Source organism: Romboutsia lituseburensis DSM 797 (assembly GCF_900103615.1).
In the GTDB taxonomy this organism is placed as follows: domain Bacteria; phylum Bacillota; class Clostridia; order Peptostreptococcales; family Peptostreptococcaceae; genus Romboutsia_F; species Romboutsia_F lituseburensis.
On record NZ_FNGW01000003.1, the window covers coordinates 431,003 to 448,323 of the forward strand.

Genomic DNA, 17,321 nt, shown 5'->3' on the forward strand with positions numbered 1-17,321 from the left:
TTCACTGTAAAAATATACGTTCATTTACGAACTTTGTAAAAATTATTTCTTGATTATAATTTTATTATATAATTATTTTTTTAGTAACATTTTTAATATTAAAATCATAATATTTATTAACACTATTAAATACCCCCTACAATAACTTCTGAGACAAAAGTTATCTAGAAACATATAGATAAAACCAATAATTCCATTTTAAATGTAGGCTGGTATAATAGTTTTAAAGTAGCTTGAAATTTCAGGCTACTTTTTTATGCTTAATGATATTATGATACTTTATTTTCTATTGATAACTCATAAAAGTAAGTTATATCAATAAATTGTTTTTAGGCAAAAAAAACATTTTGAGCAACGGACGAAGTCGTTGGCGACATGAGCGAAGCGAATTTTTTATTTTTTGTATTATAGTTACTGCACGTACATATAAATTAACTATATAAAATAAACAGCCTTTACAAGGCTAGGGGAGGAGATTAATTTGGAGAGTATTTTGATAAACATAATAACAATAGTATTTCTAATTATTACAATTACATATTCTATAATAAATATAATCGCAAATAAAAAGCTATACAATTATATTAATGACGATTTGAGGAAGCTGGAGGAAGATTATAAGAGAAGTCTCATATATAACAATATAAAAACTAAATACAGTTTATATTTAATGGATAATTCTTATGCTGAAATAAACATAACTACTTTTATTGAAGAAATTTGCACAGGATTTAAATTCAAAAATAGACCTATTCTCGAAAAAATTAAATCTATCAAAAATTCATCATCTACATGTATATTACTAGGTGTCCTAGGAACATTTGTAGGTTTATCTTTAATGTTGCTTACTATAAATACTAATGACATAATAAATTCACTACCAGCAACTATTAGTTCTATGCAAACAGCTTTTATTACTAGTATTTGTGGTATTATATGCTCTATAATCATAAATGTTTTATTAAACTATAATGACTGTGAGCAAGTATTGATTCAACTAATGTTAAAATGTGAAAATTTACTTACATCTGAAATAACTCACGAAAAGTCACAAACAATAGATTCTAAAATTGAAGATGTAAAAAATACAATAAAACAAATTAGTAAGTCTATTGAATCTATCGAGAAATTTGATCAAATAGCTAAAGATTTACATAAATTCAATGATGAGTTTATGGGTGGAATAGAAGCTCTTAAAAACTTGCTATTAGGTTCACAGGACTCTATAAAAACTTTTGATCAAAGTGTTCGAAAATTAGATAAGCAAATGAATATAATGAATATCAAATTCAATAAACTATTTGATAAGTATGATAATCAAGAAGATATAAATAAAGAAATTTTAATAGATATAAAGCAAACATCTAAAAATGTATTTGAGTCTACTGAAAATCAATTTAAAATAAGAGAATACATAAGAAATCTATCATCTAGCTTTGCATTGTATGAAAGGACTGCTCAAGATTTATTGCAAAAGTTAGTTAATCATGAAAAACAGATAACAGACACTCAATCAAATTTAAATAATGAACAAATAAACCTAGACGAGACTGTAAAACATTTAGCTTCTGTTATAGCCATCTCTACTCAAGATATAGAACAAAAGCTAAATATGATATTTGATTATGTAGATATTTATAAAGAAGCTGTTACAATGGCATCTATGCAAGATGATAATCATAAAAGATCTGAAGATGAAATTTACGATATAGATGATTACGGTATTGACTCTATCAAAAAAAATTCATATCAATCAAATGAATTAGTTAGAGGTAGAAAAAGAACAAATCCTTATTTAAGAAAGAGAGTAGAGTCCAAACAAAATAATAGACTAGAAAACAAGTCATCAAATTATTTACTTGGAGATGATAAACATGATAAATAAGTACAGACGAACTGTTAATCGAGAATTTGAGAAAAGTAGCTTTTGGCCTACTTTTACAGACATGATTTCAACTGTATTAATGGTTGTAATGCTTATGTTATTTAGCGTTGAGTCTATTACCGGTTCTGTAGAAAAAGATCTTGCTAAAGAAGTAGATACCTCTGTTAAAGAAACTCTAAAAGAAAGTGGATTACCTGTTACCGTAGATGAAACTACAGGATTAGTTACTTTTGGTGAAAAAACTATGTTTGATGTAGACAGTTCTGAGTTAAAGCCAGAAGCTAAAGAAATGCTTAAAATATTTATTCCTAAGTATGTAGAAGCTATTTATAAAGACTACGGTGAAAATATATCTAAAATAGTAGTGAAAGGCCATACAGACGATGTAGGGAGCTATTTATACAATTTAGACCTTTCTCAAAAAAGAGCATTTAGTGTAGCTCAGTTTATTGTTGGAGATGAAATAGGAAACTATAAGTATAAAGAAAGAGTTTTAAAAGATATTGAAGCAATTGGAAGATCCGAAGCTGAATTAATTAAAAATAAAGATGGAAGTATAGATAGAGATTCTTCACGAAGAGTTGAAATAAAGTACGAAATAAGTTTGGATAAGTAATAAAAAAGAGTAGCTCTTAATAATTCAATAAGGGTTACTCTTTTAATTTATCATATAATTAATGAATATCATTGATGTCAATTAGCCATTTTGAATTATTATTTTTACGAACTACAAAAAACCAAGATTCATACATACCATTTTTATAACGGGTAGGTGACGAATCATTATATGAAACTTCATAATTAACTTTATAAACTTTTAAATTTTGTGGATTGATTAATTGATTGTTCTTAAGATATGCATTTAAGATGCTTTCATTAGTTTCTTCTTTTATATAGATTAATGAAGTTTTATCTAAATACTTTAATTGTTCTTCTATAGAAGATAAACTTTCATTAGTCACAAGTAGACTAGATAATTTATCTACATTTTTTTCGTTTTTTAATAAAAAATACTCACGAACTACTTGTTCAGCATCTTCAATAGGTCCAAACCCCTCAGATTTTACTGTCACACAGAATGTAAATATTAACATCGGTACAAGTATTAAAAATGCTATTAACTGATTATTTCGTGCATTGTTCCTAATAAAAACACCTCCAAAATATTCTATAAATTATAATACATTACTTTGAATTAATTTTAATAGAATGGTTAAATATACTAATAAACGATAGTAGATTTGAATTTTATGTCTAGAAAATATCTCCTTATTTATAGTATACTACTATAGACATAAAAAATGAATTAAAGGGTTAAAAATTTATTAAGATTTTAATTTACATATGTCTTATACATAAAAGTTGAGGAGGAATTATAATGAGTACACCAACACCACATAATAATGCAAAATTAGGAGATATCGCAGAAACGGTATTACTTCCAGGAGATCCACTAAGAGCTAAATTCATAGCTGAAACTTATCTAGAAGATGTAGTACAGTATAATACTGTAAGAGGTATGTTTGGATATACAGGTTATTATAAGGGTAAAAAAATATCTGTTCAAGGAAGTGGAATGGGAATACCTTCTATAGGAATTTACTCTTACGAATTGATACATTTTTATGGAGTAAAGAATTTAGTTAGAATAGGATCAGCTGGTGCTATAAATGAAAACTTAAAACCACATGATGTTGTTATCGGAATGGGAGCTTGCACAGATTCAAGATATGCTGCTCAATACGATTTACCAGGAACTTATGCTCCTATTGCTAGTTATGAATTAATGCAAAAAGCTATTGAAAAAGCAAAAGAGCAGGGAACTCAGGTAACAGTAGGTAATATACTTTCAAATGATGTATTTTACTCTGATGCAGGTTTAGATAATTTAGCTAAATGGAAAAAAATGGGCGTTCTTTGTGTAGAAATGGAAGCTGCTGGACTTTATATGAATGCAGCTAGAGCGGGCGTAAATGCTCTTGCTATACTTACAATATCAGATTGTCCTTTTACTGGAGAAGAATGTTCTGCTCATGACAGACAAGTAGCATTTACTAAAATGATGGAAATCGCATTAGAGTTAGCATAGTTAAAAAAATAGGGGAGATACATATGTTAAAAATATTAGGTGTATTATTTATTGTCTTAGGTCTTATCTTAAACACATACTCTATATATGCTTTCAAAAACACTAAAAATCTAAATAAAACTAAAAAAGAAGAGTTAGATAAATTAAAGAAAAATGGAACTACTTTCTTATTTGCAGGTGTATCTGCTTTAGTTTTAGGGTTGATTTTATAGCTTACAAATAAAAAAGAGTAATTAGCAAAACATCTTAAATTTGCTAATTACTCTTTTTTATTATAATACTCTAAATACACCTGTTACAATTCCTATAATTTCAACATCTTTTGATGTAAGAACTATTGGTTCCATAAAATCATTTTCTGGTTTTAAAGTTATAACATCTCCATCTTTTTCAAATCTTTTGACAGTAGCGTATTCTTTATGTATAAGTGCAGCTACTATTTCAGAGTTAGAAGCTGAATGTTTTTTATCTACTATAACATAGTCCCCATTTAATATCCCTGCATTTACCATACTATCACCTTTAACTTTTAAAACAAAGTTATTTGTTCCTTTTACTAAGTTTGCTGGCAGAGAAATGTATTCTTCGATATTTTGTTTAGCTAAAATAGGAGCACCTGCTGTTATTTGACCAACTAATGGAAGTTGTAAAATTTCAGGCATATGTCCATAATCTGGTTGATACTTATTTTGATCTAAAACCTCTATAGCTCTAGGTTTAGTTGGATCTCTTCTTATGTATCCAAGTTTTTCTAATTTATTTAAATGAGAATGTACTGTAGATGTAGACTTTAAGCCTACAGCTAAGCAAGTCTCTCTTACTGATGGCGGATATCCTTTTAACGCGATTTGTTCTTTTATAAACTCCAGGATTAATATTTGCTTACTACTTAAGTCGAAATACATAAAACCTCTCCTTTCTTATTTTTGTCATTTTATATTTATATTGTAGCACAATGATTCTATTTCTACAAACATTCGTTCCTAAAATTAGGAAATTTATTTTTATTATCAATCAAAATTTACAAATTTTGCTCATTCCATGCCTATTTTCACAATCTATGCTAGTTATCTTTTGACAAATTAATTATCTCTTCATTTAGTAAATCTAAGCTATCTAAATCACTTTCATCATCAATCCACTCAAAGTTATTTACAATATCACGTTTAACATGCTTTTTATGGGCAGCGTACAATTGAGTAGTAGTTACATTATCGTGATCTAGTAAATTTTGAACGTCATAAATTGAAAAACCATTTTGAATGAGAGATGTTGCCGCAGTTGCTCTTAATTTATGAGGACTATACCCATTATCTCTAGATGTATCCATTGAGATAGATGTATATTTTTTTACCAATTGCCTAATTGCTTTTGCTGTTAATCTTTTGTTTTGTAATGATAAAAATAGAGCATCCTTGTACTCATCATTTAATAGTTCACTTTGAGGTCTTTCATTATAAATATAATCCTTAACAACTAACTCACAAGTATGGTTTATAGGCATTAAAACTTCTTTACCTCTTTTTCGATAAATTTTAAATTCACCTCTAGAAAAATTAAAAGAAGAGATATTCAATTCTCGAAGCTCATTTAATCTAAGACCATATGTAACAAATAGTGCTAAAATTGCCTTATCTCTAAGTTTAGTCTTTTTCCAATAGACTTTTTCTTTTTCTGTAAGACCATCACCATTTTCAACGGAATCTAACATCTTAGCAACTTCATCTATTTCAAGTCGCTTTATAGCGTCTGGTTGAGGCTTAGGAAGCTTTATTGGATTAAATCCATCAGTAATATTATTATCTAGTTGTTCGTTCCTATACATGAATTTAAATAGAGTAGAGATAGATGATTTTTTTCTAGCTAAAGCTCTATTGTTATTTTCAAAAATTAACGTATTCTTACTAGTTTGTTTATAGTACCTTGTACAGTAATCACCTAGAAATAAGTTAACGTCTCTAGCTTTTATTTTATTAAACTCTTCTAAACTAATATCCTTGATATCTTTTGCACTTGTTAGTTCTTGCATCTCTACCAAATAAGAACAAAAAAATTGAATATCTACTAAATATGCTAAACGAGTAGAGACGGCAACTGATCCTTTTAAATAAATAAAATAATCCTTCATAAATTTAGGAAGACTATTTTCGATTGATATACATCTTTCTATTACGTTATTATCTCGAATTACAATATTGTCTGGTTTGTCTGACTTATTATGTATTTTTAAAGATTTAGAATTACTCACAAAATGTTACCTCCAAATTTTATATATTATAAATATAAAATAACATAAGATTTTTTTGTTTTCAACTATTCCTTAAAAATAAGAAACAATATAGATTTTAGTGTAAAAATCTATATAAAGAAGCTTAATAAAGATTAGTATAAATAGAATCTAATGTAATAGATAAATATTAAAATAGGTTATTTAAAGTTTAGGGGCTTAAATATTAAGATAATATATAAAATGATAAAAATGTAGATTTAAGCAACTGAATAAGTAAATGGATTATAATAATAAGGAATAGTTAGAAAAACAAGTTAACTAAGACATAATATTTAATATTTTAGTGTTAATTATATATATCATGTTAAATTAAACATCAAAACAAAAATTCTTTATAATATTTATATTTATAATTAAATTTTCATTTTATTAAAATAATAATCAAAAAGAGAAGTAAATCTGCATGCAGATTTATAAATTTTAGAAATGAGTAATTATAAGTAATAATTTATAAACTAAAGTATAGTTATTTTTTATTTTAATAACTATTCCCTAAATATACATTTAAAGACTAGTTATATATTGTCAAAAATCCAATACATTATATATGTTTATAACTACTCTTGATATGTATTTATATAATCTGCATGCAAATTTGTTTTTTATTATTTTTTGTAATCTGCATGCAGATTTATGATTTTAACATCATAATTATCTTGATTATCTTGCTAAGTGAATTTAAATGTCCCTTTAAGTTAATAAAATCAAATATACTTATAATAATATTATATTTTAAATTTTATTTGTTTTATACTTAAAATTTAAATTTCCAATTCAATTAATGATTTTCGCTTAAATCTTCTAAATTTACTTCAAATCTATTATTTTCATCAACTGATTTTACATATGCAGTTCCTATATTATTATCAACTGTAACTATAGTTACTGGCTTGTTTTGGTAATAAACTATTGTATTCTCATTTTCTTTAGAATTTACTATTTCTGCAGCCCTTCTTAATTGCATAATATAATTATCCTCCTCATTTATATATATAATATTTAAAATCTATATTAAATTAACCTTTTATTTTAAAAATTATTCTACTTAAAATTAAAACAAGTTTTATAAAAATAAAAAGCTATTTATAGGAAAATTTCCTACAAATAGCTTTTATTATGATTTTATAATTTATGTTTTATCTAGGTTCTACTATTAATTTTATTGCTGTTTTTTGATCTCCATCAATGTAAATATCTGTAAACGCAGGAATACAAACTAAATCCATTCCGCTAGGTGCTACAAATCCCCTAGCTATAGCTACAGATTTAATAGCTTGATTAAGAGCTCCTGCGCCAATAGCTTGTATTTCAGCACTTCCCTTTTCTCTTAGTACTCCAGCTAAAGCTCCTGCTACAGAATTTGGATTAGATTTTGATGAAACTTTTAAGACTTCCATTTCAACAACCTCCCTTGTTTGAACCATATCATATATAGACTAATTATAAAAAAAGTACCAACTCAATATATATATTTAAATTATATTTCTATATATACCAAAAAAAACCTTTATTTTTTTTACAAACATCTTCCAATTTCTCTGAATTTGTTGTATCTTTGAGAAATTATTTCAGCTTCACTAAGCGTTTCATAATAACTAAGTCTATCTACAATAAAGCTTTTAATCTTTTTAGAGATCAAGTCAACATCTTCCTGTGCTCCATTAAAAGGTTCTTTTATTATTTTATCAATAATTTTTAGATTTTTTAAATCATGACTCGTTAACTTCATGACTTCACTAGCTTCTTTAGATTTTGATGGATCTTTAAAAAGTATACTAGATAACCCTTCTGGAGAAATTACAGAATAAACTGAGTGTTCTAGCATACAGATTTCATTACCTACTCCAATTCCAAGTGCTCCTCCACTTCCCCCTTCTCCTATAACAAAACATAGGATAGGTACAGATAGTTTGCTCATTTCTAGTAAATTCTTAGCAATTGCTTCACCTTGACCACGTTGTTCTGCTTCTAAACCACAAAAGGCTCCTGGTGTATCTATAAAGGTTATTATAGGTCTTTTAAACTTCTCTGCTTGTTTCATAAGTCTAAGTGCTTTTCTGTAGCCTTCTGGATGAGGCATTCCAAAATTCCTTTTTATATTTTCATGAACATCATTTCCTTTTTGATGCCCTATAATTGTAACATTGAAATTGTCAATTTTTCCAATCCCACCTACTATTGAAGGATCATCTTTAAAAAGTCTATCTCCATGAAGTTCTATAAAAGTAGAACAAATTCTTTTTATATAATCATTTGTTGTTGGTCTTTTTATATCTCTACTTATGCACACTTTTTCGTATGGAGTTTTTGTGCAAGCTTTATTTTGAAGCTCTTTAAGCTTTTGTTCTAAATGGTTAATTTTATCACTTAAGTCAATATCATTTGATGTTGAGATTAATTTTAGCTTCTTTATATCATCTTCAAGATTTTGTATTTGATTTTTTATATCGTTAATAAGCATAAACAATTAACTTCCTCCTATATACAAAATCAACGAATAAATTTTTATCATTTATTCGTTGATTTGATTTATTTAATTATGGGTATCTTAATGAAGAGACAGTATATTAAATATCATGTCTTTCATATTTTCTCTATTTACAATAATATCTATAAAGCCATGTTCTAGTAAGAACTCTGCTGTTTGAAAGCCTTCTGGTAGTTTTTGATTAATAGTTTGCTCAATTACTCTTGGACCTGCAAATCCTATTAAAGTATTTGGCTCAGATAAAATAATATCTCCAAGCATAGCAAAACTTGCTGTAACGCCGCCTGTAGTTGGATCTGTAAGTATTGTTATATAAGGTAAATGCTTATCATCTAATTTACTTAAGGCTTGAGACGTTTTAGCCATTTGCATCAAAGAAATCATTCCTTCCTGCATTCTAGCACCACCTGAAGCAGTACAAATTATTATAGGTAAATTGTTATCAGCAGCATATTCAATTGAATACGTTATTTTATCTCCTACTACGCTTCCCATGCTTCCCATCATAAAGTCTGGGTTCATTACACATAAAACAGTATTTATGCTGTTTACCGTTCCAACTCCACAGATTATACCTTCTTCTTCCTTAGTTTTTTCTTTATATGAATTTATCTTTTCTATATAATCAGGAAATTTTAAAGGGTCTTGTATCGATAAATCAAATTCAAACTCTTTAAAACTATCTTTATCTATTAATAAATCTACTCTATCCCTCGCTTTTAATTTATAATGTGTATTACACTTAGGACATACATTTAAATTTTCTTCTATATCTTTTTTAAATACATGATCTTTACAACCCTTACAATAAATCCAAAATCTATCATCTACACTGTTTTCTTTAAATTTGTTATTTAAAGTTACTGTTACGTATTTGTTATCTTTAGTAATTTTTTTTATAGACGATTCGTTGGAAGATAAAAATTTTTTTATCATAACTATCTACTCCTTTAATGCTACATTTTTGATTACTCTGTAGCTATAGCAATTTCAGCAATAAAATCATTTTCTATAAATTTTGTATAATGACAATCTTTCATAAACACTTCACTATTTATAAGCATTTTTTGAAATTCTATATTAGTATCTATACCTTCTATAATGATTTCCTCTAAAGCTCTATTCATTTTATTTATACACTGTTGTCTATCCTCTGCCCAACAAATAAGCTTCCCTATCATTGAATCATATATAGGTGGAATTGTGTATCCAGAATATATAAACGTATCGAATCTAACGCCAAATCCGCCTGGTATATTTATAGATGTTATTTTACCTGGACATGGTTTAAAATCATTGTATGGATTTTCTGCATTTATCCTACACTCTATTGCATGACCATTGAATTTAATCTCATCTTGAGTAAAAGGTATTTTTTCATTGCTTGCAATTAAAATCTGAAGTTTTATAAGGTCTACACCTGTAATCATTTCTGTAACAGGATGCTCAACCTGAATTCTAGTGTTCATTTCAATAAAATAAAAATTCTTATCTTTATCTACTATAAACTCTATTGTACCTGCTCCTAAATATCCAATACCTTTGACTATGTCAACTGCAGTATTATATAGTTTGCTTTTTTCTTGTGGATTTAAGTAGTCTGTCAAAGACTCTTCTAAAACTTTTTGGTTTCTTCTTTGCATAGAGCAATCTCTACCACCAAGATGAATAGCATTTGAGAAGTTATCTCCAAATACTTGAACTTCTATATGTCTAGGATTTTCTATAAACTTTTCCATATATAAAGCACTACTACCAAATGCTGATAAAGCTTCTGAACTTGCCATATCAAAGCTAGAGAAAAGTTCTTCATCGCAAGTAACTATTCTCATACCTTTTCCACCACCACCATTTGATGCTTTTATAATTACAGGGTATCCTATTTTGTTGGCAAGAATTAAAGCTTGTTCTTTGCTTTCTAAAATACCTTCTGAACCAGGAACAACTGGAATATTTAATTTCATCATTGTTTCACGAGCTTGTGATTTATCACCCATTATCGCCATTTGTTCTTTCTTAGGTCCAATTAAAACAATATTGTTTTCTTCACACTTTTGTGCAAACTCAATATTTTCAGATAAGAATCCAAAACCTGGATGTATAGCATCACATTCTAGTTTAAGAGCTAAATAAATTATATTATCAATGTTATTATAACTTTTGCTTATATTATTAGGTCCTACGCATATGGATTCATCTGCTAAGTATCTATGTAAACATTCTTTATCTACATCAGAGTATATGGCTACAGTTTTAATGTTTAGCTCTTTGCAAGTTCTTATTATTCTAACTGCTATATCGCCTCTATTAGCTACTAGTATCTTTTTTATCATTTTCTAATACCTCCTACCTATAGTGCTTTAATTTTAAACATAGGCTGACCATATTCTACTAGTTCTTCATTTTCCACTAATATCTCAATGACTTCACCACTAACAGTACTATTTATTTCATTCATAAGCTTCATTGCTTCTAAAATACATAGTGTGTCACCTACTTTAATTAAATCTCCTACTTTAACAAAGTTTCCCTCTTCAGGATTTGGAGATGAGTAAAATGTTCCCATTAATGGTGCTGATACAACATGTGTATTTACATTCTCCTCGATTGTTGTTTCAATAATTTCTTCACATATATCACTAACAACTTCTTCGTAATCTGAACTTTCCATTAAATCATGGTGATTATTTTGCGAATCATTATTAGCATTATCAATTTTATTACTAGACTTAGACACTTCTAGTTTTAAGTCACTGCTCTCTATTTTTACAAATTCTAAATTAGTTTTATCTATAACATTTAATAATTCTTTGATTTCATTAATTTTCATATTTTTTTAATTACCCCCTCGTATTATTACCTGGTACTAATATTATATCACAAAAATTACCTTTGTAAATATATTTTGATATTTATTAAATTTTAAGCATAAAAAAGCACTGATAATCAATCAGTGCTTTACTTAAGTTAAATTAACTCTTTTTTAATTCGTCTTCTACATTATATAGTTCTTCAGATGTTAAACCTGTAAGTTCCATTATAAACTGTTTTTGTGCATTTTTTTCTAAAAGCTCCTTAGCCATTTCTATTTTAATTTTTAATGGATCAGAATCATTTTGCTTGTTAGAAACTATTTTTTCATCAATTAGTGTGTCTTTATCTAATTGAACTTCATCAAATATTATAGTATTTTGTTTTTTTATTATTAATTTATTAGTTTTATATTTTTTTGAGTCATAATTGAAAGTTTTAATTTCCTTTTCTTTTATATTGCCATCTTCTTTATTGCAAAGTTTATTCATTTTATAATATGTTAATAAATTAAATAAAATAAAAATAGCAGGAATACAAAAATATATTTTAGCACCCATAAAACCAATTATAACTGTAGAAATTATAATTACTATATTGATATTTTCTAATGGAACATTAAAAACTTCTTTATTTGATGCATAAGATCTAATCACTGCTAGTAATAATGTAATTATACAAAGTGGAAGTAGTAAATAACTAGAAAGTAATGATCCAAATCCTAATGTATCAAAGTATGTATTTATATTGCTATATATAATCATGTCTCCATTTAAATATGAATATAAACAAGCAGCAATACCTAATGTACCTCCCAAAGCTTGTGTATACCAATTTGTAAACCGTAAGTTCATATTATCACTCCCTAAATGCATATATAAAATTAATATGCAAGTCTACTCTCAAATATTTACAAACCTAGAAGAAAATTAAAAATACTTTTATACATTAAATAAATAGCCATAAAAAAAGGTTTCATATTTAAAATTGAAACCCTTTTTTATGGCTATTTTAATGAATTCATTGCATCTTGAAGTGTTTCTATATTTTCTTTAGATGTTTGAATTGATATTAGCTGTTGTGTTAATTTTTGAGCATTTTCATTGTCATTTTCTTCTATACATTTATATATTTTGCTAAGTAATTCATATTCCTCATCGTTTAAAATAGTATTTGTTTGAAACTTATTATTATAACTATATAAGCACATTCTTAATTTTTCTCCTTTCAAATATTCTATTTTATATTTTAATCATTAATAATTCTTAATATACATTTAACTAGATTATTATCACTTTTATATTTATTTTTATATAAAAAAGTATTATAATCTATTTTATGTATGTTTTTAGTAGAAATATACATAAAATATAAAGGCATGATTTGTATTAATTGATTAAACATACTTATTATGGAAATACTACTAATAAATCCACTGAGTTAAGGGGAGTTTGACTATGTTAGAAAATATAGAATTTATTGTAAAGATATTATTTTTAATACTTTCTGTTATATGGATTGGTAAGATTATGGTATTAAGAACTGATAAGCAAATAGTTATAAATCCTTTGCTTATAGGAATAGCTGCTGTATTAGCTGTTCTTCCTGATAGTACTAATTTAGAATTCTTCGGAATTACACTGGAAACTATTAAAATTGCTTTATACGGTATATATTCATTAATAGTTATATTTGGATTATATGCGATAAGTCAAAAAAATGGTATATTTTAAATACATAAAAAAAGAAAGATTAATTATTTAATCTTTCTTTTTGTTTATGCCTGTTTATCTTTTTTTAGCTTCACATCTAAAAATTTTCATACCATATGACATGAATTTATCTTCGTATTCTGTTGTAACATTTTCAAAATCACTTTCAGCTAAGTTTAAAGATATGTTTTTAAGAACCCAATCATTACTAGATATTTCATTTAAACTAAACTCAAACAGTTTTTCATTATCCGTTTTAAAGTGAACTTCACCATCTTTATTTAATAATAACTTGTATTTATTTAAGAAGTTAGAATGAGTTAATCTTCTTTTAGCCCACCTTTTCTTAGGCCAAGGATCACAGAAATTAACATAAATTCTTGATAATTCTCCTTCTTCAAAATAATCAAGTACATTGTTAACATCTGCCCAAGCAAATAATATATTATTTAACTTTGATTCATCTGCTTTTTCAACGCCCTTTATTAATACTTCTTCCTTTATTTCAAAAGCGATAAAATTTACATCTGGGTTTTGTTTAGCTAAAGTTGTTATAAATTTTCCACGACCTGTTCCAAATTCTACATATATAGGATTGTTATTTTTAAACTTTTCATTCCATTTACCTTTTAACTCATTTATGTCATCTCTAAGTACATAATCTGTATAACTTAAAAGCTTTTGATCTGCACCTTTTACTTTTCTTCTTCTCATGTCTAACTCCTTATTAATTATATTCTATATTAATGCTTTATTTGTTCTACAATAATGCACTATCTTCTTATAATACATTAATACTAAAAAAAAATAAAGAGTATTAGCTTATAAGCTAATACTCTTTTATTTTTTAGTGACCACAGCCAGAGCATCCTCCGCCACATCCACCTTCATCTTGCATATCCTCAGGAGCTACTCTAAATCCGTAGCCAGTATCTTCTATAACTATGTTTCCATATTTATTAAAATCATCACTACTCATTATAAAGTGTAATCCTTCTACATCATATTCTAAATCGTCAGCCTTTTGCTCATCCAGAGCAATTCCAAATGATGGACCGCCTCAGCCAACACCTGCAAAATAAACTCTTATATTATTAGGTCTATCTTGGTTATCTTTTAAGATGTCTGTTAACGTTTTAACCGCTGTTTCTGGTAAAGTAACCTTCATATCATCATTTCCTTTCAAATTTTCTTAAATTCATATATATTATATACTTTAATTAGGTATATAATCAATTGATTTTTACTATTTATATAAAATTTTTCCAAAAACTAAATTTTTTTAACATAAAACGATCTTTTTGACGACAATTTTATTAATAATATGATAAAAATTAGTTTTTGATATTATTAATATACCCAAAATATATATTAATAAACAATATGTTTATTTAAGTGAAATTTAGCTAATAATGTTTGATTGTGCAATATCTTGTTGTTATAATATATTAATATAAATAATTTAGGCATCTTAGGAGGAATTTTAATGAAAAAAGAAAGGGTTACGGGTATAATTGAATTTTTAGGGTTAGTTGTAGGTTGCATATCAATGGCAGTTGGTATAAACACATTTTTAAAACCTCATACTATAGCGCCAGGAGGACTTAGTGGTTTATCGGTTGTTTTAAACAAAGTCACTGGGATATCGATTTCAACTATGATGTTATTAATAGGAGTTCCATTAGTAATATTCGCATTTAAAATATTAGGTGCAAAGAATTCAGTAAAGACATTAATTGGAACAATACTATTTTCACTAATAGTAAACATCACTTCTCCACTGGCTAATTTAGGGGCTACTAACGATTTATTGTTATCATCTATATCTGGAGCAATATTATTAGGTATCGGTATTGGTATTATGTTTAGAGTCGATGCATCTACTGGGGGAACAGATTTAATAGCTCTAATATTAAGTAAAAAATTCCCAGGTATAAAACCTACAAAGTTTATGATTTGTTTAGATGCATTTGTAGTTATATCTTCTGGAATAGCTAGTCAAAATATTGAAATAGCACTTTACTCGGCTATAGCGTTATATGTAGTTGTAAAAGTAGCAGATGCTATAATGGAAGGATTTGATTATTCAAAAGCATTCTTTATAATATCAAATCATGCTGATGATATAAAAAGTGTTATAACTAGAGAGCTAGATAGAGGACTTACTATACTAGATGGTAGAGGTGGTTACACAAATGAAGAAAAACAAGTTCTTTTAGTTGTAGTATCCAAGAATCAGGAAGTTTACTTGAAAAAGCTGGTTAAAACAGCAGACCCATCTGCATTTATAATTGTAAGCAATGTTCATGAAGTTTTGGGAGAAGGTTTTAAAAAACTTGAAAATTAAAAAAGCGGCTTTTGGGCCGCTTTTATTTTTTCTCAGTCACTGCATTTACTTCTAAAATTTCTCCTTCCTTTAAATTGCATACATATAAAGAAGGTGTTATATATTTATGAGTGTTTAAAAAGGGAAATAGTATTGTGTATCTTCCATTTTTTAGATTATTAAATTTATATGATCCATTTAAATCAGTTAAACAAGATATTTTATCCCCATCGCTATTTATAAGTGTAATTAATTTATTTTTAAACTTATACTTTTCCTCTTGATTTAAGCTTCTTATCTGTAGTTTACCATAAATAACACCTTCATTATTTTGACAAATCCCTAAATTTTGATTAGGTAATTTTACTTTTATAGGCTGTAATAAAATACCGCTTAAAATTCCAGACTTTAAAAAAGGTACTTCATGATAAAAATCTGCTTTTAATATGCAATCTGAGCAGATGTTTTCAACTAGTATCTTAGATATTGAATATAATAAAGAGGGCCTTTTATTCGTCTTCAAAGAAGTATATTTTCCATCTAATTGAACATTGTCTAATAGTACTATAGTTTCTTTATTCCAATAAATAGGACTTTTAAATATAAAACTTTCTCCATACTTAATATGAATAGGTTGTAAAACAACACACTGTTCTGTAGCTATAACTTTTACATTTTTAGAGTGGATTGTTTCAATAAAAGAAAGATCTTTTATTTTGTTATTTGAAATATTTATTAAGGATAAGTTTTTTAGACTTTTTAAATTATCAATATTAGCTATATTGTTTCCATCTAGCCCAATACTTTTTAATTTTTTTAAATTAGTTAAAAAAGATACATCTTCTATTCTATTTTCTGAAAGCTCTAAGTTTGTAAGTCTAGATAACTTAGAAAGAGGTGTAGCATCTACTATTTCATTCTTGCTTAAATTTAGACTATTTAAATTTGTAGCGTATTGAATACCATCTAATTTTTCTATTGCACAATCGGATAAATCTAATTCTCTAAGTGTAAGCAAATAATCCTTTGTTATTTCTTCAATATCTTTATTTTGTGAATTTGATAGGACAAATCTTAAATGGTTATCTATCCAATTATTATTTATATCTATTTCCAAGATGATCATCCCTTTTTATTTAATTTAGGTTTATTTTTTATATAACTACTTCTTAACATTTCATACCTATGGCATTTAACATATTGGTTCTTAGAATATAGCTTTTTATTAAATGTCTTTATATAGTTGAAGCCTAAAACTTCTAACGGTTTTTGAGAATACTTATTGTCTTCAAATGTTATTGCAAAAATTTTTTGTAACCCTAAATCTTCAAATCCATATCTAATCATTTCCTTAGCTAATTCAGTTGAAAGATTATATCCCCAATAATATGGATTTATACAAATACCCATTTCCCCTTCTTTAGATGATGGTGATATATTATTAAATCCTACATTACCCACTACTACATTCTCCTCTTTTAAAACTATTGCATAATGACCTATTTTGCCTTCTTTGTAATTTTTCAAGAAGAATAATTTTATAAACTTTTTGGTATCTGATATTGTTTTATGTGGCTTAAATGGCAAGTACTTTACTACAATATCTTTTTGATAATAATCAAATAAGTATGGTGCATCTTCTAAAGAAATAGGTCTTAAAATGCACCTTGAAGTCTCTAAAGTTTTCATTTTAAAATTGTTAGAGTTGTGCATATTTTAT

At 26.7% G+C, this 17,321-nt stretch carries 21 protein-coding genes; 6 read left to right on the forward strand and 15 right to left on the reverse strand.

Annotated features, from left to right (window positions below; translation table 11 throughout):
• Positions 1 to 481 precede the first annotated feature (481 nt).
• Positions 482 to 1,885, forward strand: coding sequence for a MotA/TolQ/ExbB proton channel family protein (locus tag BLP75_RS07885; RefSeq protein ID WP_092725106.1), 1,404 nt, complete (start codon positions 482 to 484; stop codon positions 1,883 to 1,885).
• On the forward strand, positions 1,875 to 2,501 hold the full coding sequence (locus BLP75_RS07890; protein WP_092725107.1) for an OmpA family protein: 627 nt from the start codon (positions 1,875 to 1,877) through the stop codon (positions 2,499 to 2,501). Before BLP75_RS07885 ends, BLP75_RS07890 begins: the two co-directional genes overlap by 11 nt.
• Before the next feature lie 58 nt (positions 2,502 to 2,559).
• Here BLP75_RS07890 and BLP75_RS07895 read toward each other — a convergent pair whose 3' ends face one another.
• Positions 2,560 to 2,979 (reverse strand): DUF4829 domain-containing protein, encoded by a 420-nt coding sequence (locus tag BLP75_RS07895; RefSeq protein WP_092725108.1) that lies wholly within the window; start codon positions 2,977 to 2,979, stop codon positions 2,560 to 2,562.
• Between the two features lie 284 nt (positions 2,980 to 3,263).
• Between BLP75_RS07895 and deoD the strand changes: the two genes are divergently transcribed.
• Positions 3,264 to 3,974, forward strand: a complete 711-nt coding sequence (gene deoD, locus BLP75_RS07900; protein WP_092725109.1) for a purine-nucleoside phosphorylase — start codon at positions 3,264 to 3,266, stop codon at positions 3,972 to 3,974.
• Between the two features lie 23 nt (positions 3,975 to 3,997).
• The gene (locus BLP75_RS07905; protein ID WP_092725110.1) at positions 3,998 to 4,186 is read left to right on the forward strand and encodes a hypothetical protein; all 189 of its coding nucleotides are present in this window, start codon (positions 3,998 to 4,000) and stop codon (positions 4,184 to 4,186) included.
• Between the two features lie 60 nt (positions 4,187 to 4,246).
• Here BLP75_RS07905 and lexA read toward each other — a convergent pair whose 3' ends face one another.
• The 10 genes from lexA to BLP75_RS07955 form a co-directional block, all read right to left on the reverse strand.
• A complete protein-coding gene (gene lexA, locus BLP75_RS07910) occupies positions 4,247 to 4,879 on the reverse strand; it encodes a transcriptional repressor LexA (RefSeq protein WP_092725111.1) in 633 nt (210 codons plus the stop codon).
• A gap of 158 nt (positions 4,880 to 5,037) precedes the next feature.
• A complete protein-coding gene (locus BLP75_RS07915) occupies positions 5,038 to 6,222 on the reverse strand; it encodes a tyrosine-type recombinase/integrase (RefSeq protein WP_092725112.1) in 1,185 nt (394 codons plus the stop codon).
• An 820-nt stretch (positions 6,223 to 7,042) separates the two neighbouring features.
• Positions 7,043 to 7,228 carry an H-type small acid-soluble spore protein gene (locus BLP75_RS07920; RefSeq protein ID WP_092725113.1) on the reverse strand — a complete coding sequence of 62 codons (186 nt, stop codon included), beginning with the start codon at positions 7,226 to 7,228 and terminating at the stop codon, positions 7,043 to 7,045.
• Positions 7,229 to 7,400: 172 nt separating this feature from the next.
• Positions 7,401 to 7,661 carry a stage V sporulation protein S gene (locus tag BLP75_RS07925; RefSeq protein ID WP_092725114.1) on the reverse strand — a complete coding sequence of 87 codons (261 nt, stop codon included), beginning with the start codon at positions 7,659 to 7,661 and terminating at the stop codon, positions 7,401 to 7,403.
• A gap of 119 nt (positions 7,662 to 7,780) precedes the next feature.
• Positions 7,781 to 8,725, reverse strand: coding sequence for an acetyl-CoA carboxylase carboxyltransferase subunit alpha (locus tag BLP75_RS07930; RefSeq protein ID WP_092725263.1), 945 nt, complete (start codon positions 8,723 to 8,725; stop codon positions 7,781 to 7,783).
• A gap of 87 nt (positions 8,726 to 8,812) precedes the next feature.
• Positions 8,813 to 9,688 carry an acetyl-CoA carboxylase, carboxyltransferase subunit beta gene (gene accD, locus BLP75_RS07935; protein ID WP_092725115.1) on the reverse strand — a complete coding sequence of 292 codons (876 nt, stop codon included), beginning with the start codon at positions 9,686 to 9,688 and terminating at the stop codon, positions 8,813 to 8,815.
• 32 nt (positions 9,689 to 9,720) lie between these two features.
• A complete protein-coding gene (accC, locus tag BLP75_RS07940) occupies positions 9,721 to 11,085 on the reverse strand; it encodes an acetyl-CoA carboxylase biotin carboxylase subunit (protein ID WP_092725116.1) in 1,365 nt (454 codons plus the stop codon).
• Between the two features lie 17 nt (positions 11,086 to 11,102).
• Complete coding sequence (gene accB, locus BLP75_RS07945) at positions 11,103 to 11,582, reverse strand: acetyl-CoA carboxylase biotin carboxyl carrier protein (protein ID WP_092725117.1); 480 nt, start codon at positions 11,580 to 11,582, stop codon at positions 11,103 to 11,105.
• A 142-nt stretch (positions 11,583 to 11,724) separates the two neighbouring features.
• Positions 11,725 to 12,417: a hypothetical protein gene (locus BLP75_RS18285; RefSeq protein WP_207645427.1), complete on the reverse strand. Its 693-nt coding sequence runs from the start codon at positions 12,415 to 12,417 to the stop codon at positions 11,725 to 11,727.
• 152 nt (positions 12,418 to 12,569) lie between these two features.
• A complete protein-coding gene (locus BLP75_RS07955) occupies positions 12,570 to 12,773 on the reverse strand; it encodes a hypothetical protein (protein ID WP_092725118.1) in 204 nt (67 codons plus the stop codon).
• Between the two features lie 247 nt (positions 12,774 to 13,020).
• Between BLP75_RS07955 and BLP75_RS07960 the strand changes: the two genes are divergently transcribed.
• Positions 13,021 to 13,296 carry a hypothetical protein gene (locus tag BLP75_RS07960; RefSeq protein WP_092725119.1) on the forward strand — a complete coding sequence of 92 codons (276 nt, stop codon included), beginning with the start codon at positions 13,021 to 13,023 and terminating at the stop codon, positions 13,294 to 13,296.
• A 54-nt stretch (positions 13,297 to 13,350) separates the two neighbouring features.
• Here the strand turns inward: BLP75_RS07960 and trmB are convergent, their stop codons facing one another.
• Positions 13,351 to 13,989, reverse strand: a complete 639-nt coding sequence (gene trmB / locus BLP75_RS07965) for a tRNA (guanosine(46)-N7)-methyltransferase TrmB (protein ID WP_092725120.1) — start codon at positions 13,987 to 13,989, stop codon at positions 13,351 to 13,353.
• 133 nt (positions 13,990 to 14,122) lie between these two features.
• Positions 14,123 to 14,254: a hypothetical protein gene (locus BLP75_RS18500; RefSeq protein ID WP_278335049.1), complete on the reverse strand. Its 132-nt coding sequence runs from the start codon at positions 14,252 to 14,254 to the stop codon at positions 14,123 to 14,125.
• Positions 14,255 to 14,761: 507 nt separating this feature from the next.
• Between BLP75_RS18500 and BLP75_RS07975 the strand changes: the two genes are divergently transcribed.
• Positions 14,762 to 15,622: a YitT family protein gene (locus BLP75_RS07975; protein WP_092725131.1), complete on the forward strand. Its 861-nt coding sequence runs from the start codon at positions 14,762 to 14,764 to the stop codon at positions 15,620 to 15,622.
• A gap of 22 nt (positions 15,623 to 15,644) precedes the next feature.
• Here the strand turns inward: BLP75_RS07975 and BLP75_RS07980 are convergent, their stop codons facing one another.
• A complete protein-coding gene (locus tag BLP75_RS07980) occupies positions 15,645 to 16,718 on the reverse strand; it encodes a leucine-rich repeat domain-containing protein (protein ID WP_092725133.1) in 1,074 nt (357 codons plus the stop codon).
• A 5-nt stretch (positions 16,719 to 16,723) separates the two neighbouring features.
• Positions 16,724 to 17,314: a GNAT family N-acetyltransferase gene (locus BLP75_RS07985; protein ID WP_092725135.1), complete on the reverse strand. Its 591-nt coding sequence runs from the start codon at positions 17,312 to 17,314 to the stop codon at positions 16,724 to 16,726.
• Positions 17,315 to 17,321: the final 7 nt, after the last annotated feature.